This is a genomic window from Sphingopyxis sp. GC21, from assembly GCF_025727575.1.
Classification (GTDB): domain Bacteria; phylum Pseudomonadota; class Alphaproteobacteria; order Sphingomonadales; family Sphingomonadaceae; genus Sphingopyxis; species Sphingopyxis terrae_A.
The window spans coordinates 1,456,290-1,479,657 of sequence record NZ_CP095845.1 but is presented as its reverse complement, the minus strand read 5'-3'; the positions used below and the strand labels follow the sequence as shown (position 1 = coordinate 1,479,657).

Here is a 23,368-nt window from a genome sequence, read left to right as displayed (position 1 = left end):
GAGTAAAAAGCGGGAGTGTCCAATGGACGAAGACGCATTATTCGCGGTGGGCTCGGTGCTTGCCGCGCTGGGTGGCATCTTGGAACGCAAGGGCGTGTGTACGACGCACGAACTGGCCGAGACCATCGGCGGCGTCGCGGTGATGACGGCAGAAGCCGGAGACGAATATGCCGACCGCGCGAGGTATATCGGAAGCTGGGCGCATATGGTCCGCGCCGCCGCTCTGGGTGCCGGCAGCGCACAACAGCATTGAGTCTCGATTCTATCGAGAAATCACCTATGTTCATGAGGTGCCCAAAAAACGCCTCTCCCCCGATGAAACGCCGTCCACCGGCAGTCTAGGCTCCAAATCAGTCAACGTGGGCGCGGAGGACGATATAAACTCCCTCGATATCTACCGCGATGGCGAGCCGCTAGCAAAGGCTGGCGAGCTGTTGTGGCGCCGGACTATGCAGCGTGTTCTCGGCAAATCGTTGGGGGGTGTCGTACAGTCCGTAACGGTGGGCGGTCTCGTCCGTTTGGAAGCGCATAGTCTTATTAAAGCGGCGAAGCTCGTCGTTGGGGCACCCTACACTGCCGAAATGCTGGAACAGGCACGAGCGAACATCGCAAAAATGGCTGGAATTGAAACCGCTGCCTGCATCGAAAATGAAGGAAAAATCCGTTTCATTGTTCGCGAGCAGCCAATGGTTGACGCTGTTACCGTCAAAGGTCTCGCGACTCCCGAAGTACGCGATTTTTTCCTGAACGAAGGGATTTGTGCCCGACAGCTTTTTGATCCGATTTTATTCGCCAATGCGCTGGAAAAGTTCGATGACTTCCTAGGGCGCCACCGGAAGGTAAGAGCGGGCCTCCCCGAGTTCAGTACGACTCACCAACATTCAATCTCCATTACCATATCGGTGATTCCGATTGTTCGCGTCATTGAAGACTCGGCCTCGAAAGGAGGGTCTCGGAGCGATCTAAACGACGACATGAAGCTTGATATTGTCCGGCGATTCGGCGATTCTAAGCAAAGTTCACCAACCCCGCCGGACATTATCGCCAAGGGCCGCGACAGTTCACCGCCTGCCCACACGGCCACGCTGCTCGCGCCGTCGATTCGTGCTGCCTTGGACGAAGCGGGCATCACCGACGTGGATGCTCAGCAACTCTCCGAGCTCATCAGCGCCAACCTTGCGCGAGACGGCTTTGGCCTCAGACCGTTAGAAAATGACGTTGGTTTGGACGCTCCGCGCCTCCCTGAGTTAGCGCCAGAGATATACCAAGGCCTGCGCGGGCCGGAGACGCCTCCTCAATTCGTGCAGCGTGTTTATGGTCCGTGGCTGGGCCACGGATTGGACAGAGGTCACGTCCGCCAGCTTGACCCTACGCTATATCAAGCCATCGTGAACTGGTCGCGCCGCAACGAATGGCCCGCCGACGTAGACTTGCCGACCCGTCCCGAGAAGGGGAAGCGCTGGGTGGAAATGATCGGGGCCGGTGAACTGTCCGAAGATGCCTTGAAGGCTGCTCGTAATCTGCTTGCTACAAAAGAGCGGCAGGGAAAACGACAAATTTAGTAAATTAGTTTGTTGACACGACTCGGAAGACCGTGCGATTTCTATAATCGCGGCGGTTATAGTGCCGTCCGCAACCAACCTTCAGGCTGGAGCTTCCCAGCACGCCGTTCGGCGTGATCGGCCGAGCTTTGCCTGAGCGGCGAAGAAAGGAGCGATGTCATGGATTTTTGGGAAAGGGTCGCGTCAAGTTCGTCGGCGACCATCGTCGGAGCGGTCGTGGGGGTTGTTATCCTCGCGATTGCCGGGAACGCGCTGGGGATCACTATCCTCGGTCTCGGCTAGGCCAGGTCTAGCTACCAATAACTGGATGTAAGTTGGGCGCGCGGGATTCCGCGAAGGGTGCCGTGCGCCCATTTTTCGGGAGAAGTACGATGGAAGAGAACGAAATTTCCGCTAGTGGATGGGTGGTCGTGGTGGCGGCGACCATCGCCGGTATGGCGATGGGCACTGTGCTGCTCGGCCCGCCCGGTGCCATCGCCATGTCCGTGATCTGCGGGCGCGGCGTGTACAGCCATTGCAAGTACCATAACCACGCGCGCTAAGCGCGACCAACCCCACAATTGAACGAACTTCAACGCGGCGCGCGTGTGCCCGCGAAGGCAGGCGCGCGCCCATTTTTCAGGAGACAAGCCATGCAATGCTCACATTGCCATCGGGCCGATACGGTCGTGCCCAACAAGTTCGCAGAAGAGTCGTATCACAAGGTGCTGCACGCCGCGAAGGCGGGACAGCATGCCGGTTATCCGGTCGTCGCCTTCGGCGCGATGACGCTGGCCGGGGTCATGAAGCTGACGGATCGCTTCACGCATGATTATCGCTGCACCCATTGCGGGACGAAGTTCTCGTGAGCGGCGGTGCATTGCCGCGCGAGCTGGAACAGCTCCGCGCCAGCACCGACGGGCCTATCGTCATGTGTCCGAACTGCGGGAGTGACGATTTTCGTTCCAACCTGATAGCGGAGCGGCCTTTCCGCGAGGCGGCACGGGGCGCTAAAATGCTCCGCAGGCTCGGCCATCTGGGTGCAGCCGCCGATGTGCTGACGCGGTTGGCGGCGGTTCGCATCCAGAATTTCCTGCGCTGCCGTTATGTTTGTAACGCCTGCGCGGCGCAATTCGATGAGTAGGTGGTTCGATCGCGCGTTCGCCACCGCCGGACAGGCGGTGGCGGAAGTCCGCCACGAAATTATGGGCGGATGGTTCGGACGGCATTTCGAGCCGCACCCCCAACAACCCAGATCGCAAGAACAGCCACGAGATGCCGCCGAGCGCGACATCCACGGCAATGAGCATGGCATCGACCGATAAGGAGACGCATGATGCGTGACGTTCTCGATACGCCGCTGCTGTCGATCACCAAACATGACCGATTCACCTTGCGCGACGCCGTGCAAGGGGTCGGAATTTTTGGTGGGATCGGCAGCGGCAAGACAAGTGGCAGCGGCGCGGCGCTCGCCGCCGCCTATCTCAAATCCGGCATGGGCGGGCTGGTGCTTTGCGCCAAGCCGGAAGAAGCGGAATTGTGGCGGCGCTACTGCGCCCAGCATGGCCGCTCGAAACATCTCATCGAACTGGATGGCTGGAACGGTGGGCTGAATGTCATCGCCTATGAGCTGGTCCGGCAGGGACCGGCGGGCATCAATGCGGTCGTTGAATGCTTGATGCGACTGCTCGAGATGGCGAAGGCTGCAAGCCCAAACCCTGGCCGCACGGGCGATGATTTTTGGGAATCGACCTCGCGGCAAATCCTGCGCAACGCTATTCCCATTATTTATGCCGCAACCGGCACGGTGCGTATCAGCGATTTGCTGTCGTTCGTCCGCAGCGCCCCGCGCTCGCCGGACGAGATGGGCGATCCTAGTTGGCAGCAGCAATCCTTCTTTTTCCGCTGCTATCTTGCGGCGGCCGACCGGCTGGACGATGCAACTGGCGAACGGTCGACCGCCTATTGGCGCAATGATTTTGCCGCGCTCGATCAGAAGACGCGCGGCAATGTGGTCATCTCGCTGACCACGGCGCTCGATAGGTTTACCCACGGATGGCTTGAAAAAATGTTCTGCTCGGGCACGTCCGTCGTGCCGGAGCTGACATTTCATGGGCAGATCATACTGCTCAATTTGCCCGCGCTGACCTTGAACGAGGACGGCATCGTCGGGCAGCAGCTCTTCAAATATATGTGGCAGCGTGCGGTGCTGGCCCGCAATGCGCTGCCGCCGGCGCAACAGGAACGGTTCGTGTTCCTGTGGGCGGACGAAGCGCAATATTTCGTCAACAGCTACGACGCCGAATTTCTCTCGACATGCCGCGGCTCGCGCGCCTGCGTCGTGTTCCTGTCGCAGAGCCTGCCGACCTTCTATGCCAAAATGGCATCGGGCGAAGGCGCACGCGACAAGGTGCAACATCTGCTCGGCAATTTTGCCACCAAGATATGGCATAACAACAGCTGCCCCGAGACCAACGATTGGGCAGCGCGCACAATCGGGCGCACGCTGCACCAGCGGGCAAACCGTTCGACCAGCGAAGGCACCAACAAGAATTTCGGCATGAACATGGGCGAAGGCTCAAGCTGGAACCGCAATGTCGAGGGTACGGACTTTTTCGGGCTGAAGAGTGGGTTCGGTTCCGGCGACCCCTTCTTGTGGGATCGCCATGGCTCTGAGGGAGGCGGGGACAACTGGGGAAAAAATCGTGGCCACGGGACCAGCGCGACCGAGAGCTGGGGCACGTCCGAGCAAATGGACCATATCATTGAGCCTGGCCAGTTCGGCCGGATGCTCAAGACGGGCGGCCCAGCGCATGGCAACCGCGTCTCGGCCGTATGGTATCAGGCCGGGCGCCGGTTCGCCTCGGGCGGCAATGCCCTCATGGCGGAGTTCGTCCAGTGAGGCCCCCGCCAATCCAGATACGGATACTCGGCCATCCCATCGTCGCGATGCCGGTCACGGGGATGGGGCTTTTCATCCTCTGGCAATGGACGCAGCATCCCGACCTCGGCGTGATCGCCATCGGTGCTCTCGCTGCGATGGCGGTGGTCGGTAAAGCGAACGCACGCCGCATGGCATATGTTCGCTGGCGTCGCGCATGGGATTCCATGGCCGACGCCGAACCAGCGACCGCGCGTGGGCCGAAGTTTGCCAACGCGGCCATCGCGCTCATCCTTCCGGCAGGCCTGCTCGCCTATGAGAGCGGCAAGCTCGATGGCGTGGCGGGACCGCTGGTAAGCCTCGGGCTGCTCGGTCTCGCATTCTTCGCCGGAAGGATGATGGTGCGGCGGTGGCGGCGTAGCGGTCACCGCGCACCCGCCGCTTCTCGGTCGGATGTTGTATCGGTTTGCGCGCGTCCGGTCATCGCGGTGCCGTCGATGACGGACGCCTATTCGGCGCTCCCCGCTCATTGCTGGCATGTGCTCAATTCGGGCGCGGATTGATGCAACTGATGGTTGCCTATTTTCACATGCCAGCGATGCGGGAGCGCGGTCGAACCGATACCGGCACGACGCTCGTGCCGCGCCGCAGATGTCCGACCACGTGTCCGAAACACGTTATGGTTCAATCGCATATTAGTGATTTATTAACCATAACGCTCCTAGATTGGAGCCAAGTATGCCTCCGGCAGGGGTGCACGTTGCTTGCAACGTATAAGTGCACACTTGGCCTAATCTTGGGGGTGAGGACAGAGGGAGAGAAGACGGCCACCGACCGGATGTCGGGAGGTCTTTAGATGGCACAATTCCATTGGTCGATGAAGATCATAGGCAGGAGCAAGGGGCGCTCGGTCGTCGCGGCCGCTGCTTATAGGGCGGGTGAGCGGTTGCACGATTCACGGTCTGGCCTGACCCATGACTACCGCAATCGGCGGGGCGTGGAGCACACCGAAATACTCTTTCCCGATGACGCGCCGATCTGGGTCCGGGGCATCGACCGCGAGACGCTGTGGAACAGGGTCGAGGCGGGCGAGAAACGCAAAGACGCGCAGACGGCGCGGGAGCTAGAATTCATGCTGCCGCGCGAAGTGCCGCCGGAGCAGCGCATCACGCTGGCGCGGGATTATATGCGCCAGTCCTTCGTCGCCAAGGGCGCGATCGTCGATCTCGCGTGGCATAACAAGACGGCGAGCGACGGGTTGGAACACCCACACTGCCATGCCCTGATTACGATGCGCCCGCTGACCGATGCGGGCTTCGGGCCGAAGGCACGACACGACATGGTGCCGGACCCCACAGGCCGCACCCATGCCGATGGTCGGCCCGTCCTTGTCGAGAGCAACCCCGATAGCTGGAACAGCGCGGTCTATTTTGAACGGTGCCGGGAGGATTGGGAGAACATCGCCAATCAAGCATTGGCGGATGCGGGCAGTGATGCACGCATCGACCGCCGTAGCCTGTTGGCGCGTGGGCTGGCGCGGCTGCCCGAACCGGCCCTGCGGCTGGCGCATTACCTCGATGATCTGTGGGGCGTGATGAAGGATCGGTTCGGGCAGTTCCTAGTGGCGCGGCACCACCGCGAAGTCGAGGAACGCGCCAACGACGCCTTCGCCTGGGCGGAGCTTCCCGCAACGGCCCCAGCTGATGCAGCAAGTACCCACGAGCGGTTCTTCGGTTGGTTCGAACGGCAGCTCGCACGGCTGGAACCTGCACCGAGACCGGAGCCGGAGCGCTCCCAAAACCAAGAGCATGATTTGGAGCGATAGATGCCGAACGGAACACATTGGCGGGACATGCTCTCGCAACAAGGTCATGGCGGGCGCCAGCTCGGCGGCGAAGCGCCAACGCCGACACCCACTCTCGCGGCCATCGAGCCGGAGCGCGATGAAGCGTTAGAGCTCGACTTGGCTGAGTATCGGCCATGGGTTCTGCAACGCGGCCGGTCGCGGCCGGCGGCACTGCTCGATCTGCGATGGTACGACGCGCGGGCGGGCCTCTGGCTCGGCTGCGCCATCGCCTACCCCCAGCTCGCCGCCGCCGAATATATCGGAGACGGGATGGTGAGCTTGGATTTCGGCAAGCGGCAGTTCGTGCTCGAAGGCGACGGCCTCGGCGAGCTCGTCCGACGCATTCAGGATGGCAGCGTCATTCGCATTCAGGAATATGCCGCTGCCATCTGGCCGCGAAGGCCGGTAGGGGCGATCATCAACCGCATTAAAAGATTGGGGGCGGCCATGGAAGGCCCGCCGCCGCGCTGATGCGCGGCGGCGCTTGCCGCTAGAATAATCTCAACTGACGTTCATGCTCGACGTGCCGCATCCAATCGGGTTCACCGGCGGCCCCGTCGAGCCAAGCTTTGACGTAAGCAACGGGTCCACCGTAGCCTTGCACATCGTCGCTGAAGAAGTGCGATTTGTAGCCGGTATCCGTGATCGGCAATTTCGCGCCTTTCGGTTCCAGCACATGGATCTCAAGGTGATGGACGTCGCGACCAAATTTTTGCGCCGTGTACGCGACTGACAGGGTGATGCCCTGCCAGTCGATGGTTTCGATCTGCGTGCTCATGCTGCGGCTCCTTCGGCGCGCGGCGTGATCTTTCGCATGACGATGCGGCCATGCAGCGGCATGGCACCGCAGATGATCGAAAAACCTGCGCCGTCCTTATTCGGCCAGGCGGCACCGATCTCGGTCCAGCTCGCCGATGCGCCTTCGCCTTCGACGCGATAAAGCCGGTGGGTGGGACGAGCGGTCGTGTTCGATTGTTTGGGCATGATGGTCTCCTTCCAGTTTGTCGCGACACCATGCCGCGCTTCGTGGGAAGGAATGGGCGTGACCTCAGGGCGACGGGTCACAGGACGCATGGCCATGCGCCCGCAAGGGTGCGCTGCTGCACAAGCGCGAAGCGCGCGGAAGCGAGCAGGCTTTACCCGACGACCGGGCACGCCAGAACGAACCACGAAAAGCGCGCTATGATGCCGCGTGCTGGATGGCTAGCTTCGATCCAAACTTGCCGATCAAACGACCGTTCGCCGCTTGACTGAGCGACTATGGGGTGAACACAAAGTCCGAACTGATGAACGAAGTGACGCCAACTACCGTGATGGCATTGCCAGCGCTGAAGGTGATCGTCGCATTACCGCCCGAGTAGGAAATGATCGATTGGAGGGCGGCGAAGTTTGCATAGCCGGTTTGATAAAGCGAAATCGTGTCACCACCGGCAACGCCTGCACCTTGGAAATCAAGGATCACATCCGCGCCATGATTGTTCCAAAAGAAGAAGGTGTCATCGCCCGCACCACCATGGAGGGTATCATTCCCAGTGAAGCCGTTGATGAAATCATTTCCGCCATTTCCATAGATTAGGTTGTTTCCACTGCCGCCAGCGAAAGTGTCCGCCAAATTGCTCCCGTAGACGTCCTCAATGCTAACATAGACGTCACCATACGCGTCGCTGCCCACAGCACTCAGATTACCGTTGCCGCCTTGCAGGTTCACATACACCGCCATCGAGGACGCGGAGTAATCCAGCATGTCTGTGCCGTTGCCCCCATTTAGGTTATCAGCGCCTGCGCCCCCCACCATCGTATCGTTGCCATCGGCGCCGTAAAGCGTGTCGTTTCCGCCGCTGCCGTTCAGGTAATTCGCAAGGCCGTCTCCTGCAATCGCATCGGCATAAGACGACCCCCCAATGATTTCAATTCCGCTCAGCGTGTCACCTGCCGCATGGCCGCCACTGGCAGTCCCCGATCCAAGATTAATGTTGATACCAGCGTTTGAGTTTCCGTAGAAAGCCATATCCTGGCCGCTGCCGCCGATTAGGCTATCGTTACCATCCCCGCCTTCTAAAGTGTCATTGCCATCGCCACCGTTAAGGGTATCGTTTCCACCATGCCCCCAAAGTGCATTGGCTCCCGCATCGCCGGTGATATTATCGGCGTAGCTTAGGCTGCCGCTCACATATTCGATTCCCAGAATCGTATCGCCTGTCGCATGACCACCGCTGACTGATCCGGTGCCAAGATTCACCGTCACTCCACCATTCGAGTATTCGTAGAACAGACGGTCAATGCCGTCGCCGCCGTCGATGAGGTCGCCGTCTTCGTTGCCCGCAAGAGTGTCATCGCCAGCAAGACCATAAAGCGTATCGGCTCCGACAAGGCCGTGCATTGAGTTACCAACGGCGTTCCCTCTCAGAACGTTGCTCAGGCCATTGCCGATGGCGTTACCGCCCAGCGTATCGACCGTGAGGTTCTCGACATTGCTGCCCAGCGTGTAACTAGCTAAACTTGAGACGACCGTGTCATTGCCCTCACTGCCATTTTCAGTGACAACGTCGCTGGCAGCATCAACGTAGTAGACGTCATTGCCGACACCGCCTTTCATGGTGTCATTTCCGGCGCCGCCATCCAGCGTATCATTGCCATCTTCGCCCATGAGGCTGTCATTGCCAGCATCGCCGACGATCACATCGTGGCCGTAACCTCCCCGGATCGTATCAAGGCCATTGCCGCCGTACAGGGTGTCCTCATCGTCACCGCCGTCGATGAGGTCATCGCCATCATCGCCGCCGATGAGGTCGTTGCCCTGATACCCGTTGATCGTGTCGTTGCCGGTCCAGCCATAGACGACATCGTGGCCGACATTCGCATAGATGCTATCGTTGCCTTCGTTGCCGTAGATGGTGTCGTTGGCGACCGTCGCGCTGATCGTGTCTGCGCCCGAAGTCCCGCCGATGCTTTGCCCACGCCCGTAATAGAGGTTATCGCTGCGGAAATTGTGGGGTGCCATGTCGTCAATATCATGGCCGGAAATGTTCAGCTTGATATCGCCGGTCGGCGTGTAGAGGCTGAAGCTGCCATGCCCTGCTTTTTGGAGCGGGTTCATGTGCGAATTATAGCCGGTGGTGCCGGTGAACGCCGTGATGTCGATGACATCGCCTTCAGCCGCGTTGAAGTCGGTGATAGTGATGAACTTACTGGAGCTTTGGTTGATCACGAATGTGTCAGCCCCAGCGCCGCCCTTCATATTGATGGTCGTTGAAGTCGCGGTGAGCGTATCGTTGCCGGATGTTCCAGCTAGAGTCGCTACTGCCGAACCACCATTCGCAACGGCCTCGATGGTCGACTGATTCCATATCTCGCCATTGGCGAATTGGATCTCGCGGATGGCAAAGGCATCTTGGTCGTAATGGTCTTTCACGGTGATAGTCTCGCCGATGCCTGAAGCGGTGATAATCAGGTCATTGCCAGATTTGTTGAGCGACACATTGGCCGCATTGATCGTTTCGAAACGAATGGCATCAGAGCCGTTGGCAAAGCTGAGCGAACGATGCGCGATGACATCGTTGCCGCCTTCCGAGCCGAACACGTAAATGTCGTCGCCGCCATCGGCGTAGATGGTGTCGTTGCCTGCGCCACCGCGGATGACATCGCTGGTGCCATCGCTTCCCAGCAAATCATTGCCCGAAGTGCCGAACACCGTGACGGGTGCAGTATTGAATCCAGCCGCAGCATCAACGGCGTTCTTGGCGACAGGTGCAGTGACACCGAGATCGTCGTGATAATGGTTGATGATCTTGCTGATCTCATTCCAATAGATGGTGTGCGCCGCGCCGGGGCTTGGTTGGCTTGCGGTCGCATTCGCAATGATGTTGCTCAGCGTGTCATTCAACTCCAATTTATCATCGGCGAAGCTGTAGGTTGCTTTTGTAAAGACGTTGCTAAGCGGTCCTTGGACAAGGAAACGCTCTAGCATCTCATTCACCAGTAGCGCATAGGCATGGCCCACGACGCCCGCCGAAATATCGTTGGGGTTCGCACCAGCATAGACCGAGTAGAAATCATCATCCGTGATGGTTTCCAGCACGGCAAGGTTCGCCCCATCAGCGTAAATGCCACGGCTGTTAGCGGCAACGCCGTCGGCATCTGCCCATCTCAGCACGATGGCATCGATGCGATCATATATCTCGTCGATGTCGGCAATATCCAGGGTCGCAAAATCTTCGACCATGGTTTTCAGCGCTGCGTCATCGGTCATGGCGTAATGCAAGCTCGGCAGGGAGCCATAACCGCGCGATAGCGGCAGAATTAATGTATCGAGGTCGATATCGGTATCGCCCGGGGTGCCATTGCCCACATACCAGCTATTTAACTGGTCGGTCTCGAACAATACGTCAGCCGCGACGCGATTTGGATTGCCATTCATCGTGAAGGTCGATTGACCCGCGATCGGCTGGCCGCCGAGAATCGTATCGTTCGTCGGATTGGTGTTGATGCTGGTGATGTTTAAGCTGGAGAGGGTTTTAAGCTCGCCGCTATCCACGCGACCGTTTTCGTTGGCGTCTTGCCACACGCGCAGGGTCGACCACGCAGCATCGGACGAGTTGAGCACATTGCCGCTAGGGCTGCTTGTATCGAGCGCATCGAGCTTCGCATACGCGGTGGTGCCACCATTATCGCCAAACATTTCAGCGACGGAGTCGATCTGGCCATTCCCATTGATATCGCGGACAAGGAACCCGTCGTCTCCCTTCATCCATTGGACATGCTCCGCAAAACCGTCATTGTCGATATCGAAGAATACGTCACTGCTGGCACGCGCAACATATTCAAGCCCGTCGCCATCAAGGTCTAATACGATTGGACTTGATTCTCCGATTCCCTTTCCAGCGCCCGCTCCGCGTGCAGGATCGGATACACCTCGTCCCCCATCTCCATCATTTGGGGCATCCGCACTTCCATCAGTGTCGTCTTCTTTATCTTCCAGCGTGATGCCAACGATCCCTGAGTCATTTTCTCCAAATCCGATGACATGCATCGTTGCGTTTGAAGCGGTATGGGCAACAATTAAATCGTCACCAATCTTAACTAGTTCAAACGTCTGGCCTGAGGCGTGCAAAGTCCAATGGCCACCGTCCTCATATTCTGCCTGTCCCGATAACGTAACTTTGCTGCCATTAACAGCGTAGATCAGTCGATCCGAAGTATCAGCACCAGAAACAGCATCCTGACCACTACCTTCCCCAAATACAAATCGGTCAGACGCGGCTCCTCCGATAAGATAGTCGGCGCCTCCAGCTCCAATTAAAACAACTCCGTTACCCTCATAATCTTCCAGTTTTGGTCCAGTATCAGTTGCAGTTAGAGAGTTATTTCCATGATTCCCGTAAACAATAGGCCGACTGCTGCTATCAAGAAATTTAGTGACTCCAGCTGAAAAAAGATTGTCTGACAAATCATCCATTAAGAGCGCCAAGCCCGCCAAGCTAGGCGCATTATCTTGGGCATTAGAAAGCTCTATTTGATCGAGATTGTAGTTACCTACATGATAATCTACTGCAACCACGTCGCCACTTAGAGAAATTTTAACAATCCGCCCGATTCCAGAAGGATCAATTTGAGGTTCCAGTAAAGAATTTCCAAGATTTGTAAGCCAATTACCACTATCAAAATCAAAATCGTCATCAAAAGATGCTATTTTTAAGCCAGTAATATGACGAGTTCCGTCGCTATCGACAGTAAAGGTCGCGCCGTCTCTAATACGAAACTGTGTTGTCCCATAAACATAGACCCGCTCTGCGTATGCAGCATCCGACTCGCCAGTCGCCTGGTAATCATATTGCTGCATATTAAATTTTCGGCTCTCTTCTACGTCGCCACCAGTAATCCCTAAGGCGGTAAAAATATTAGAGCCCCCGACTCCGTTTAAAGTGTAGGTTCCGGTTGGTAAAAAGTTACTAGCATCAAAAAAAACTCTTGAATGATCTCAAACTGTGCACCTTTCGCAAATTTGCCCGCTTCTGCCATGTAGGCAGTTTGAGTCATCGAAAAGTTAGTTATATGGCCTTCTGGCCTAATTATGTCGGGATTAGATTTATCGATTGGAGTATTATTCGCTCCGTACAAAAAGCGTTGTGTCATTTCTATGGAAGTGACCATAAAGTCTCCTAATCAAATTTGGAATAAACGATCATCTTGTTTTCTGGGATAACGAGGATTGTATTATTACCTCTGCTAACGTAATACGCCCCTGCCTCAATGGCAGCTCGATGTATGTACGCATAAGTTTTATCATCTATTCCACGTATGCATTGAAAACCCGAAGGAATTCTACCTTCGTCTAATTCATCTGGTGGAATCGGGGTTTTCTTCCAAGCCTGATAATAGACGGGTTTGCTGAATCCTTCAGCCATAGTGGCATCCTTGAAGAACTCTAAACCTTGCTGCTTAATGGCACGCGCGGTAGCATCGCCCATCTCGTACAATCCAAAAACACAAGCCTGATGATGTTCTGAATGAATTGTTCGCTGAATTCCAATTTTTGTCGGGACTTGTCGACTAATATTCGATTTTTTTATATAACTAAATGCCAGACAACAAAGTAAAATAAGCCCAATGACACCTAATGCGATCTCTCTCTTTTTTTTCATATCACCGTCCATTGGTCTTCGACCCATAGCTGTACTAAACGTTTGAACGGCCCTGCATTGGGCAAGAAGTCAAACTTCCCGCTTACATTACACACAGAAAATATGCGGTACGTATCGCACGGGGACGTTCTCACCACATCCTTCTCGCAAATTGGCGTTCTTCGATGCCGACAGCGTTGAGGTAGATCGCGGTGGTGTCTGGTGAGGCGTGACCCATCCATTTTTGCACGAGATTTAGCGTCACTGCCTTGTCGGCTGCCCGAATACCGAACCCGTGTCGCAGACCGCGCGGGCATGCCATTGGTCCCTCGACATGCGCTTGCTCCATCAACGCGTGGATGTGTCGCCACGCCGTCTGCCGACACCACGACCACAGTCGCATGTCCGGTTCAGTCATCCGGCCAAAATTAATCAGCTCTTCGAGCAGCCATTTGGGAATGGGGACGGCGCGATAGACGGTGCGCCGCCGTTTCAGCGTGCGAATGATGAGGCATCCAGCACCTGAATCCAGCCGGAGCGGCGTTGTTTCCAGTGCCTCACTGATACGGCAGCCGGTGAAGAGCAGGACCAGTGCGAACAGGCGCGTGGGCCGGTCGGCGTGGTTAGCGGCATCCGCAAATCGCGCGCGCTCTGTCTGGCACAGGTATTTGCGCTGCCCGAACGGCGTGAACAGGCTTGCTGTATCGGCATGCGGGTAGGCGCTCATGCGCACCTCTCGAAGGCCGATGCACCATTATTCGGTATTTCGTTGCAAGGGCCGACCTCAAAAAATCGAGTGTCAGAGCCGCTGACAGCCGATTTTCTGAGTTGCGTAGCCCGCAGCGATAAGGAGGTCGTAATCATGCAGAAAACGCTGATTCAAGCGGAGTCCGTCCGCAACAAAATACCGAATAATGTAGCGCGATCCCAACCAGAATGTTTCGAGGTGAGGGATTTTTGCCATGAGCCACGTTTACGAGGTGCATACCAGCGACGGTCAGGTTCATCACGTCGAGACCGATCATCACCACGACCACCATGATGAGCGCACGTTCGTGTCGCATCTGTTCGATGTCATCAAAGGTGCGGCCGGTGGCTTCCTTTCGGCGACGATCACGCGCTACGTCTATCGGGGGCGTCGATAATGCGGTGGACCGCCGCATTTATGGCATTGGCCGCGCTCGCATCGACGAACGCCAGCACGGCCCAGACACCGAACTCCAATAAGAGCGCCTATACGATTACGCTGATTTGCGCGGTTGTAGCCAGCGAGTCAAAGAATGACGCTGACATTCAGCGCACCATGGAGGCTGCGCGTAAGATGGGGCGTGTGCAGGGGTTTGATACCGCGCGTGTTTCGTCGGATCTGACGAAGATGGCCGGCGCACTCGGGGTTGAACGGCGGAGTGACCCTAACGCAGCAGCCCGGGACCGGGCACTATGCCAGCGGATGAAACTGGTTAGCTAGCGCCCCGCCCTGTGCCTGAATCCAGGCCAGCGACACGCGCACCGTCGGTCAAACCATGACCGGACGTTTGACGCTCCTCGCCACTGACGACGCCTGCGGCCTGCAACGATGCCATGATGTCATCCATCGGATCGTTCGATTGGGCTGGCTTCGCAGGCGTGGGCAACGACTTTGAAGCTTCACGCTCAAGCGCCGCCCCCAGTTCGGCTCGTGCCTTTTGCGCGTCATTGAGCATGGGCGTATAGTCGGGGCTCGCGTTGGCACCATGTGCTCCGGCGTCGAGTATCTGTTCTTCCAATAGCGCCGCCGCGTTGCGATTGCCCTCAGGCGTGCCTTTGGCAAGCTCGCGCTTGATCGTGGCTTCGCGCTCGGCCTCGCGCTTGCGATAGGCTTCTTCGTCCTCGGCGCTGTCGAAACGCAGGTAAGGATCGAAAACCTTACGCGCGAACACGTCGTTGCCGATGCGCTGCACGGTCGCACGGGTGCGAGCATCAATAGCGGTAAGGGTGTCGCCGCCGTCTGCGCGATTGGCCGCATCGCGGCCCTCTTGCGCAATGGCTTGGGCTTCGCCGACCAGCCCAGCGACGCTGGCTTGCATGGCAACCAGTGTGGAGGCATCGGCGCTGCCGATCGCGCGCATCAGCTGGCCGACCTTCAATAATTGCGATTGGGCCACGCCAGTGCCCGCGCCGTTGCGCATCAACTCCGCGATAGCGCGCTCTAGGTCGAATTGGGCAGCGACAAGGTTGCCCAATAGCTCCGTGCGCTGGCTAGCCAGCGGGTCATCCGCAGAAGCCGGATGACCGGAGCCTGAAACTGTAGGGTGGGCGACTATAGATAGCCTTTGGTGCAGGTGAACCTCGCTAATGATACCCCGAAATCCGCTAAAAATTGGTTAATTTTATCCTAATGACCCGGCCATCGGCCTTCCGTCCCTTGGCGGCCAGAATGGCGTGAACGGTGGGCGGTAGCACTGGCTGACCGCGCAACATAATCAAGGCGATTTGCTTCCTTCGTGCAGCTTCATCCCCTCCGGGCAACGGGGTGGCCTGTGACCATTTTGCGTGGCCGGTCAGCCTCTTGGCCCCCTGACCGTCGCGCATACCGTGCGGCGCGAAGGGAGGAAAAGATGACCGTAATCAAGACCGTTTTGGACCTTATTGGCCGGATTTTTGGCGCCTGCATTCTTCGCGTGTCTGCGCAAATTGAAATTGTCCGGTGGCGTCGCCGCACCTTAAAATCGCTCAATCAGCGTCGGCGAGGTTAGCTGCCTGGAAGTTGGCGCTTCAATTGTCGCTGCAATTGGAGGCGTCGCATGGCTAGCTCTGCGAACTTCTCGTCCACCTTTACGGTGCCTGCAGTTCCAAGGCTATCGAAGTGCTCTTCAAACTCATTGCACGCCGTGATTAGGTCATCAATCAAAGGGCCTGTGGTATCCGTAGGCATCTTTGAAACCAACCAGTCGTCTAGGCTCAAGCCTGCTTTTTGCGCGCGCTTTTCTTCATAGCGCCGCTGCCCCTCGGTCAGTCGTGCGCTTAACGCAGCGGCCTCGGCAACACGGTCAGGTGCAACATACAGGCGCGTTCGGCGGTTACGCGGTCGCAAGTCAAAATCGAAATCGTCCGGATAGGCGGGGTCGGCCACGAAGAGAATTTGGCTCTCGTATCTAGGCTTGGGCGTTATGTCGAAGCGGTCGCCGTTGGCGTCCTCCCATATGCAGTGGAACTCAGCGGTAAGCAGGACATTGGGCCATTCCCAAATGGTCCAGCCAAACACAGGCCGTCCGCCGTCGTGCGTGATCTTGTCACGCACGCCATCGCTGCACCACCCATAGAGGCCATAAGGGTCGTTGATAACGGGAAGGAACTGCGCGGCATCTGCATTCAGCGAGTGCGCGAAGGCGCCAACGGCGGGCGTAATGGTAGTGGGCGTGGTTTCTTTTACGCCCTTCGACTCCTGCCGTTCCATGGCAAGCTGATCGGCAGACGCTTCGCGTATCTCTTCGATAGTCATGTTCATGCGGTGACTTGGTACTACGTTAGTGCAATGGCTGCGCCCCGTCCGGTGCGCTGATCGCCAACGGGCAAATCCGTTCGATGTGCCCTTTGCGGTGGGCTTTCCGGTTCCGTCTCAGCCCTCAAAATAAGTAACTTGGCTATTGCGTCCGCCCGCCAAGATAGGGTCGCCGCGCACGCCACCGCGCGACGGAGTGCAAATCTTGAAGTGATCGCCGCAATCGAAGATTGCTAAAATCGGCTCGCTGCCGACTTCGTAGTATGACGGCATGGGCTTGCCGACTTCGCCAGCAAAATCTTTCCCATTATGTTGCCAAGAAAGCGCGCGGATGCGCGCCGATTTTTTGGCAGGCACTGCCGCGCCAACAAACTTGGCGAAGGCACTGTAGACGCTTTCGGCTTCATCTGAATCCGTCGCGTGGGGAACGAAAAACTGCATGGCTTTGCCTCGGAAAATGTTGGTGCGGACGGGGGGACTCGAACCCCCACGGGCAGAGCCCGACGGATTTTCTTACCAGCTACGGCTTTCGCCGCCGTCCGGCGCGCCGGACGTTTGTGGTCTGGACTATCCCTTCACCATGCCCCGCTAGCGAGGGTTAGGTGCTGCCCGTCTAGTCTCTACACCTTCCGCAGTGCTTTCGCGCTGCGGCTTGGCTCGGGATTGCCAGTTGAGAGGTTTCCCCGAATTTGAGCAGTTCTGCATCGCAGGTTTCCCCGCGAGCACTCAAGATTGGTCTAAGTCCGTTGCGTCTACCGATTCCGCCACGTCCGCACTACCAACGCGGGTATAGTCGGGCGCGGATTCATAGCCAAGCACGATGTGCTAACTGCCCTTATTCTTCTGATTTGGGCCGCGCTTTGCGCGCCGGTTTCGGCTTGCGGACGTTGATGGCTGTGGCGTCGAGCATGTTCTTGATGTGGGCAGCATAGTATTTCTCTATCATCTCGACGCTGGTCCGGCAGTTCTTGGCGATCTGGTAGATGTCCGCGCCTTCCATCAGGCGGAAGCAGATATAGGTATGCCGTAGGCTGTAAGTCGTTCGGGCGTTGCCTTCGCGGTCCTTCTTCATGTCCAGCTCGTTAAGAATGGCATTGAACAGTTGCCGCTGGATGTTGGGGAACACCAAGTTGCTTGGGCCAAGCGAGTGGCGTTTCACCATCCGCTGGAAAGGAAGGACCGCCCCAGGCATGGTCTTGCAGTAGCCGACGCCGCGCTTGCCACGCACCGCAATGTGAAGGATGCGCTCGTTGTTCGCACCGTCCTGCACGACCTCGATGTCCCGCTTTTCGATGCGTAGCGCCTCGTCGGGGCGAAGGCCGGAATTGACCATGAACAGGACGTAGTCGTGAAGGTCCTCGCATGCGTTGCGCCATCGTTCTTTCTTGGGGTTCTTCGCGCGTTCACCAGTCGCCTTAAAGAGGCGCTTATACTCGTCCGGCGAGAACCAGGCCCGATGGGAGACCTTGCCCGACGCCTTGTAGGGCGAGGACATGTCCGGCATGTACTCGATCCATCCATGCCGGTTAGCAGTTTTCAGGATTTGGCGTAAGCACACCATCTCCTGATGCAGCGTCGTGCGCGCGGGCGGCTGGCCGTTCGGACCCGGCTGCCGCATACGGTGGATGCGATATTGCTGAATGAGGCCAGCGTTCACCTCGGTGATCCGCTTGTTCCCGAAGAAGGGAATAAGATGCTTGGTTATACGACCGCGATGGTTGCTGACATATTGCGGGCTGCGCTGCCCGAGCGTCAGCACCTCAAATTCGTCGATGAAGTGAGTGGCGACATCTTCAAACGATTTGCCTGCGATCTTCTCACCGCGCGCTACCTTCCCCTTGAGGGTCAGATACCAGTCCTCCGCCACATCCTTAGCAGCTGCTAAACTCGACTGCTTCGTTGAATGTTGAAGCTGCTTGCCGCCGACGCTGGCACGGCACTGCCAGCGGCTGCTGTTGGGTCTGCGGAAGAGTTGAACATTCCCGCCCAATATTGTGTGAACCGCCTGTGCCATGCTCGACCTCGAATGCGCTAAAATGCGTTATCTGTGCGTTACCGGAATATAGGTCAATTATGGCTTATTTATGCGGTTTTTCAAGGTTATTTCTGCGTTTTAAGTCTGCTGCGTCTACCGATTCCGCCACGTCCGCGCACCGCGGCCTGTCATGCCGATGGGTGAGGGGAGGTCAAGTCATCTTTGCCGCTTTGTCCCGGCGCGCTCCTCGGCTAGACCTACGCGCATGACAGCGGTTCTGGAAATTTCCGGTCTGGGAAAGACTTACAAGAGCGGGCATCGCGCTTTGGCGGGTGTCGACCTCAGCATCGAGAAGGGCGAGATATTTGCGTTGCTCGGCCCCAATGGGGCAGGCAAGACGACGCTTATCAGCATCGTCTGCGGTATCGTGACGCCGAGCGAGGGCAGGGTGACGGTCGGTGGTCACGATCATGCCCGCGACTATCGCGCGGCGCGATCGATGATCGGGCTGGTGCCGCAGGAACTGCATACGGATTCGTTCGAAACGGTGATGGCCACCGTGACTTTTTCGCGCGGTCTGTTCGGCAAACCGCGCGATCCGGCGTTCATCGAGCAATTGCTGAAGGATCTGTCGCTGTGGGACAAGCGCGGCAGCAAGATCATGGAATTGTCGGGTGGAATGAAACGCCGCGTGATGATCGCCAAGGCGCTGAGCCACGAACCCGAAATCCTCTTCCTAGACGAACCGACCGCGGGGGTCGACGTCGAACTGCGCCGCGACATGTGGAATATGGTGCGGGGCCTGCGCGAGCGCGGGGTGACGATCATTCTGACCACCCATTATATCGAAGAGGCCGAAGAAATGGCCGACCGCGTTGGCGTCATCACGCGCGGCAAGCTGATCCTCGTCGAAGAGAAGAACGCGCTGATCAAGAAGCTGGGGCGCAAGACGCTGACGCTCAATCTTGCCGAACCGCTCGATGCCATTCCGGCCGAACTCGGCGACTGGACGCTCGAACTGGCGGAGGAGGGGCATGAGCTTGTCTATGAATTCGACAGCCAGGCCGAGGCGACCGGCGTGCCGTCACTGCTACGTCGGATGACCGATATCGGCATCGCCTTCAAGGATCTGCACACACGGCAAAGCTCGCTCGAGGATATTTTCGTCGGGCTGGTACACGAACCCAGGGATGGCGAAGGAGCGGCGACATGATCGGCAACGTCCGCGGTATCCGCGCGATCTACATGTTCGAGATGGCGCGCTTCGGGCGCACGGTGTGGACCAGCCTGATGTTGCCCGTCATCACCACGACGCTCTATTTCGTCGTCTTCGGATCGGCGATCGGTAGCCGGATGAGCGACGTCAGCTCGGTGCCCTATGGCGCGTTCATCGTGCCGGGGCTGATGATGCTGACAATGTTCACCGAAAGCATCAGCAACGCGAGCTTCGGCATCTACATGCCCAAATGGACAGGGACGATCTACGAGATGCTGTCCTCACCGATGTCGCCGCTCGAATTGCTGATCGCCTATGTCGGCGCGGCGGCAACCAAATCGGTAATCATCGGCGCGATCATTTTCGCGACCGCGCATCTGTTCGTCGACATTCAGGTCGCGCATCCGTTGCTGATGGTCGGCTTCATGGTGCTGATGGCGGTGACCTTCTGCCTCTTCGGCTTCATCATTGGCATCTGGGCGCAGAGCTTTGAACAGCTGCAGGTGATCCCGTTGCTCGTCGTCTATCCGCTGACCTTCCTGGGCGGCGCCTTCTATTCGCTCGACATGCTGCCCGCCGCGTGGCGCGCGGTGACGCTGTTCAATCCCGTCGTCTATCTGATCAGCGGCTTTCGCTGGACCTTTTTCGGACAGGGCGACGTGGCGATCGAGGTCAGCATGGGCGCGGTGGCGCTCTTTCTGGCGCTGTGCCTCGGCCTGATCTTCTGGATGTTCCGCACGGGCTACCGGCTCAAGAACTGAGGGCGTGCATGGCGAGCGTCAAGATCGCTAAGGAGTAAGCGGAGATGAAAACTCCAAAGATTCTGTTGGCAGGTTTGGCGTTCTTCCTCGTTCCTACAACAGCCGACGTAGAGGCCGAAGAACGCGCGGCGTGTGCCTATGACCGAAACGCCATACTGCAACTTGATCCGAATATGTTCGATCAGGATGACAAGGCCGGTTGGCGAGAGCTCGCCAATCGAGACGGATGCCAAGCTGCCGCCGCTGATGCGATCGCATTATATATCGAAAGTCACCGAGAAACATTGGTGCGACAGTGGCAGCTGCCTTCCTTCAAATGGCACGAGGCGCAGCTCCGCGCTATGGCGGGACAGGTTTCGCAGGCCACTCGCCTGATGCGCCAGTCGATCAAGCCGGAGAAGGGCCCCGAGGGCTTTGAAGGCTGGACCGACTACGCGCTGCCTTGGAACCAATATGTCTTGGCAACGATCGCCTTTCTGGAGGGAGACATGGATGCGCTGAAGGAGGCGCGGGACCGTCTTGCCAACTCGCCCATGCCGCCGGGTTTCGATACACTTGATCGATCGCAGGTCAGTGTCCCGCCGTCTTGGCCGCAGAATCTCGATGTGGTCGATGGATTGATCGCCTGCATTGGGCAACCATATCAGGAAGCATATGGGAGTGCGCATTGTCGGGATGTCGGCAAGCAGGAAGCGCGGCGCAAGCATTGAGCCCCCGCGCTCCGTTGATTGACAGGAAGGCCGCAAAAAAAATCCCGCGAAACCGGTCTTTTCTGCGGCTGGCTTTGGCTTGGCCGTTCAGCCGTTCAGCCGCTCGCGCATTTCCTTGCCCGGCTTGAAATAGGGCACGCTCTTGGCGCTTACCGCGACCGGCGCGCCGGTGCGCGGATTGCGCCCGGTGCGCGACTCGCGTTCGCGGGTTGAGAAGGCGCCGAAGCCGCGCAGCTCGACGCGGCCCCCCGCCGCAAGCTGCTCGACGATGGCGTCGAAGAATTCATCGATGATGCGTTCCACCTCTTCGAGGCGCAAATCGCTGTTTTCACTCGCGATCATTTGAACCAGTTCCGACCGGATCATCAGCTTCCCCTAGTTATCACGCGCGCCCCACGGGCGCAGGCCATCCGGTCTTTGCCGGTTCCACAGCGTGAGGACCCCTCCCAACGCGGCATCGAACCTATCATGATTCAGGGTTCTTTCAAAACATATCGCTGAAAGAAAAAGGCCCGCAGAGGGACACTCTGCGGGCCTTTTGTTTCACCGCAAAAGCGGGGAAGGATTAATCCTTCTTGCCGGCCTTCAGCGCTTCGCCGAGGATGTCGCCGAGCGACGCACCCGAATCCGACGAACCATATTGTGCGACGGCTTCCTTTTCTTCGGCGATCTGCATCGCCTTGACAGAGAAGCTGGGCTTCTTCGAACGGTCGAAGCCGGTGACCATCGCGTCGAACTTCTGACCGACCTGATAGCGTTCGGGACGCTGTTCGTCGCGGTCGCGGCCGAGGTCGGCGCGCTTGATGAAGCCGGTGGCGCCATCTTCGCCGGCCTGGACTTCGAGGCCGTTGTCGCGGACTTCGAGGACCGAGACGGTGACGACATCGTTCTTCTTCAGCGAGCCCGAAGCGGCGACACCGCCGCCGACGGCCGGAGCACCCTTTTCAAGCTGCTTGATGCCGAGGCTGATGCGTTCCTTCTCGACGTCGACGTCGAGAACGACGACCTGCACATTCTCGCCCTTGCGGTGGAGGTGCAGCGCTTCTTCGCCCGAGATGCCCCACGCGATGTCCGACATGTGAACCATGCCGTCGACGTCGCCCGGAAGGCCGACGAACAGACCGAATTCGGTCGCGTTCTTGACTTCGCCTTCGACAACCGAGCCAACCGGATGCGCTTCTGCGAAGGCACCCCAGGGGTTCGACTGGGCCTGCTTGAGGCCAAGCGAGATGCGGCGCTTGTCGCTGTCGACTTCGAGGACGATGACGTCGACTTCCTGGCTCGTCGAAACGATCTTGCCGGGGTGGACGTTCTTCTTGACCCACGACATTTCGCTGACGTGGACCAGGCCTTCGATGCCGGGTTCGAGTTCGACGAACGCACCATAGTCGGTGATGTTCGTGACCGTGCCGGTGAGCTTCGCACCGACCGGATACTTGGCGGCGACGCCTTCCCACGGATCGCTTTCGAGCTGCTTCATGCCGAGGCTGATGCGCTGCGTATCGCGATTGATGCGGATGATCTGCACCTTAACCGTGTCACCGATGTTGATGACTTCGCTCGGGTGGTTGACGCGCTTGTAGCTCATGTCGGTGACATGGAGCAGGCCGTCGATGCCGCCGAGGTCAACGAACGCACCATAATCGGTGATGTTCTTGACCGCGCCTTCGATGATCTGACCTTCTTCCAGGTTCTGGATCAGGCCCGAACGCTGTTCGGCGCGCGTTTCTTCAAGGATGGCGCGGCGCGACACGACGATATTGCCGCGGCGGCGATCCATCTTGAGGATCTGGAACGGCTGCGGCAGATCCATGAGCGGGCCGACGTCGCGCACGGGGCGGATGTCGACCTGGCTGCCGGGAAGGAACGCCACGGCGCCGCCAAGGTCGACGGTGAAGCCGCCCTTGACGCGGCCGAAGATAACGCCTTCGACGCGGGCTTCCTTGTTGAATTCTTCTTCCAGGCGGTCCCAGGCGGCTTCGCGGCGAGCGCGGTCGCGCGACAGCATGGTTTCGCCATTGGCGTTTTCGACGCGGTCGACATAGACTTCGACTTCGTCGCCGACGTTGAGGTCGGCCTTCTGGCCGGGCATCGCGAATTCGCGAAGCGGCACGCGGCCTTCGCTCTTCAGGCCGATGTCGATCACTGCCAGGTCATTTTCGATCGCGGTCACGGTGCCCTTGACGACGCGGCCTTCAAAGCCGCCATCAGCACCACCCAGCGATTCGTCGAGCATCGCGGCGAAATCGTCGCGCGACGGAAAAGCCGTAGAGGCCATATGGGTTCTTCCTTACTTCATTTGTTCCGGCCAAGCGGTTGGTTCCGCTGGTCTTGTGG

26 protein-coding genes are annotated in these 23,368 nt (G+C 58.2%); 15 read left to right on the top strand and 11 right to left on the bottom strand.

The window, feature by feature from the left end; translation table 11 throughout:
* The first annotated feature begins 22 nt into the window (after positions 1-22).
* The 10 genes from MU856_RS07115 (at position 23) to MU856_RS07070 (ending at position 6,739) form a co-directional block, all read left to right on the top strand.
* Complete coding sequence (locus MU856_RS07115; RefSeq protein ID WP_263588677.1) at positions 23-253, top strand: hypothetical protein; 231 nt, start codon at positions 23-25, stop codon at positions 251-253.
* The gene (locus MU856_RS07110) at positions 228-1,562 is read left to right on the top strand and encodes a hypothetical protein (protein WP_263588676.1); all 1,335 of its coding nucleotides are present in this window, start codon (positions 228-230) and stop codon (positions 1,560-1,562) included. The genes MU856_RS07115 and MU856_RS07110 overlap by 26 nt, the downstream gene beginning before the upstream one ends.
* A 159-nt stretch (positions 1,563-1,721) precedes the next feature.
* Positions 1,722-1,844: a hypothetical protein gene (locus tag MU856_RS07105; RefSeq protein WP_263588675.1), complete on the top strand. Its 123-nt coding sequence runs from the start codon at positions 1,722-1,724 to the stop codon at positions 1,842-1,844.
* Between the two features lie 89 nt (positions 1,845-1,933).
* Entirely contained in the window at positions 1,934-2,104 is a 171-nt protein-coding gene (locus tag MU856_RS07100; RefSeq protein ID WP_263588674.1) for a hypothetical protein, read from the top strand.
* Between the two features lie 90 nt (positions 2,105-2,194).
* Positions 2,195-2,410 carry a hypothetical protein gene (locus MU856_RS07095; RefSeq protein WP_263588673.1) on the top strand — a complete coding sequence of 72 codons (216 nt, stop codon included), beginning with the start codon at positions 2,195-2,197 and terminating at the stop codon, positions 2,408-2,410.
* On the top strand, positions 2,389-2,685 hold the full coding sequence (locus MU856_RS07090) for a hypothetical protein (RefSeq protein ID WP_263588672.1): 297 nt from the start codon (positions 2,389-2,391) through the stop codon (positions 2,683-2,685). The genes MU856_RS07095 and MU856_RS07090 overlap by 22 nt, the downstream gene beginning before the upstream one ends.
* A 189-nt stretch (positions 2,686-2,874) precedes the next feature.
* Complete coding sequence (locus tag MU856_RS07085) at positions 2,875-4,443, top strand: type IV secretory system conjugative DNA transfer family protein (RefSeq protein ID WP_263588671.1); 1,569 nt, start codon at positions 2,875-2,877, stop codon at positions 4,441-4,443.
* Positions 4,440-4,985: a hypothetical protein gene (locus tag MU856_RS07080; protein ID WP_263588670.1), complete on the top strand. Its 546-nt coding sequence runs from the start codon at positions 4,440-4,442 to the stop codon at positions 4,983-4,985. Before MU856_RS07085 ends, MU856_RS07080 begins: the two co-directional genes overlap by 4 nt.
* Positions 4,986-5,278: 293 nt before the next feature.
* Positions 5,279-6,247, top strand: coding sequence for a MobQ family relaxase (gene mobQ / locus MU856_RS07075; RefSeq protein WP_263588669.1), 969 nt, complete (start codon positions 5,279-5,281; stop codon positions 6,245-6,247).
* Complete coding sequence (locus MU856_RS07070) at positions 6,248-6,739, top strand: hypothetical protein (protein WP_263588668.1); 492 nt, start codon at positions 6,248-6,250, stop codon at positions 6,737-6,739.
* Between the two features lie 19 nt (positions 6,740-6,758).
* Here MU856_RS07070 and MU856_RS07065 read toward each other — a convergent pair whose 3' ends face one another.
* From MU856_RS07065 to MU856_RS07045, 5 genes are all read right to left on the bottom strand, one after another.
* Complete coding sequence (locus tag MU856_RS07065; RefSeq protein ID WP_263588667.1) at positions 6,759-7,046, bottom strand: hypothetical protein; 288 nt, start codon at positions 7,044-7,046, stop codon at positions 6,759-6,761.
* A complete protein-coding gene (locus MU856_RS07060) occupies positions 7,043-7,252 on the bottom strand; it encodes a hypothetical protein (protein ID WP_263588666.1) in 210 nt (69 codons plus the stop codon). Before MU856_RS07060 ends, MU856_RS07065 begins: the two co-directional genes overlap by 4 nt.
* 274 nt (positions 7,253-7,526) lie before the next feature.
* Complete coding sequence (locus MU856_RS07055) at positions 7,527-12,107, bottom strand: beta strand repeat-containing protein (RefSeq protein ID WP_263588665.1); 4,581 nt, start codon at positions 12,105-12,107, stop codon at positions 7,527-7,529.
* Positions 12,108-12,426: 319 nt separating this feature from the next.
* Positions 12,427-12,921, bottom strand: coding sequence for a hypothetical protein (locus MU856_RS07050; RefSeq protein ID WP_263588664.1), 495 nt, complete (start codon positions 12,919-12,921; stop codon positions 12,427-12,429).
* Between the two features lie 118 nt (positions 12,922-13,039).
* Positions 13,040-13,615, bottom strand: coding sequence for a tyrosine-type recombinase/integrase (locus tag MU856_RS07045; protein ID WP_263588663.1), 576 nt, complete (start codon positions 13,613-13,615; stop codon positions 13,040-13,042).
* A gap of 235 nt (positions 13,616-13,850) precedes the next feature.
* On the opposite strand from MU856_RS07045, the gene MU856_RS07040 reads away from it, so the two are divergent.
* Positions 13,851-14,033 (top strand): hypothetical protein, encoded by a 183-nt coding sequence (locus MU856_RS07040; RefSeq protein WP_263588662.1) that lies wholly within the window; start codon positions 13,851-13,853, stop codon positions 14,031-14,033.
* 315 nt (positions 14,034-14,348) lie between these two features.
* Here MU856_RS07040 and MU856_RS07035 read toward each other — a convergent pair whose 3' ends face one another.
* On the bottom strand, positions 14,349-15,056 hold the full coding sequence (locus MU856_RS07035) for a hypothetical protein (RefSeq protein ID WP_263588661.1): 708 nt from the start codon (positions 15,054-15,056) through the stop codon (positions 14,349-14,351).
* A 429-nt stretch (positions 15,057-15,485) separates the two neighbouring features.
* On the opposite strand from MU856_RS07035, the gene MU856_RS07030 reads away from it, so the two are divergent.
* On the top strand, positions 15,486-15,623 hold the full coding sequence (locus tag MU856_RS07030; protein WP_263588660.1) for a hypothetical protein: 138 nt from the start codon (positions 15,486-15,488) through the stop codon (positions 15,621-15,623).
* Here MU856_RS07030 and MU856_RS07025 read toward each other — a convergent pair.
* From MU856_RS07025 to MU856_RS07015, 3 genes are all read right to left on the bottom strand, one after another.
* Positions 15,620-16,375 (bottom strand): hypothetical protein, encoded by a 756-nt coding sequence (locus tag MU856_RS07025; protein WP_263588659.1) that lies wholly within the window; start codon positions 16,373-16,375, stop codon positions 15,620-15,622. The two genes, MU856_RS07030 and MU856_RS07025, sit on opposite strands and share 4 nt — an antisense overlap.
* 111 nt (positions 16,376-16,486) lie before the next feature.
* The gene (locus MU856_RS07020) at positions 16,487-16,810 is read right to left on the bottom strand and encodes a hypothetical protein (RefSeq protein ID WP_263588658.1); all 324 of its coding nucleotides are present in this window, start codon (positions 16,808-16,810) and stop codon (positions 16,487-16,489) included.
* Between the two features lie 394 nt (positions 16,811-17,204).
* Positions 17,205-18,383, bottom strand: coding sequence for a tyrosine-type recombinase/integrase (locus tag MU856_RS07015; RefSeq protein WP_263588657.1), 1,179 nt, complete (start codon positions 18,381-18,383; stop codon positions 17,205-17,207).
* A gap of 226 nt (positions 18,384-18,609) precedes the next feature.
* On the opposite strand from MU856_RS07015, the gene MU856_RS07010 reads away from it, so the two are divergent.
* Genes MU856_RS07010 through MU856_RS07000 form a run of 3 tightly spaced genes read left to right on the top strand, consistent with a single transcriptional unit; the run spans position 18,610 to position 21,031 of the window.
* Entirely contained in the window at positions 18,610-19,557 is a 948-nt protein-coding gene (locus tag MU856_RS07010; protein WP_062902493.1) for an ABC transporter ATP-binding protein, read from the top strand.
* Positions 19,554-20,321 carry an ABC transporter permease gene (locus MU856_RS07005; RefSeq protein WP_003044212.1) on the top strand — a complete coding sequence of 256 codons (768 nt, stop codon included), beginning with the start codon at positions 19,554-19,556 and terminating at the stop codon, positions 20,319-20,321. Before MU856_RS07010 ends, MU856_RS07005 begins: the two co-directional genes overlap by 4 nt.
* Positions 20,322-20,365: 44 nt before the next feature.
* The gene (locus MU856_RS07000; RefSeq protein ID WP_186401924.1) at positions 20,366-21,031 is read left to right on the top strand and encodes a hypothetical protein; all 666 of its coding nucleotides are present in this window, start codon (positions 20,366-20,368) and stop codon (positions 21,029-21,031) included.
* A gap of 87 nt (positions 21,032-21,118) precedes the next feature.
* Here the strand turns inward: MU856_RS07000 and MU856_RS06995 are convergent, their stop codons facing one another.
* The gene (locus tag MU856_RS06995) at positions 21,119-21,397 is read right to left on the bottom strand and encodes an integration host factor subunit beta (protein WP_003044209.1); all 279 of its coding nucleotides are present in this window, start codon (positions 21,395-21,397) and stop codon (positions 21,119-21,121) included.
* A 199-nt stretch (positions 21,398-21,596) separates the two neighbouring features.
* On the bottom strand, positions 21,597-23,309 hold the full coding sequence (rpsA, locus tag MU856_RS06990; protein ID WP_003044206.1) for a 30S ribosomal protein S1: 1,713 nt from the start codon (positions 23,307-23,309) through the stop codon (positions 21,597-21,599).
* Positions 23,310-23,368 lie beyond the last annotated feature (59 nt).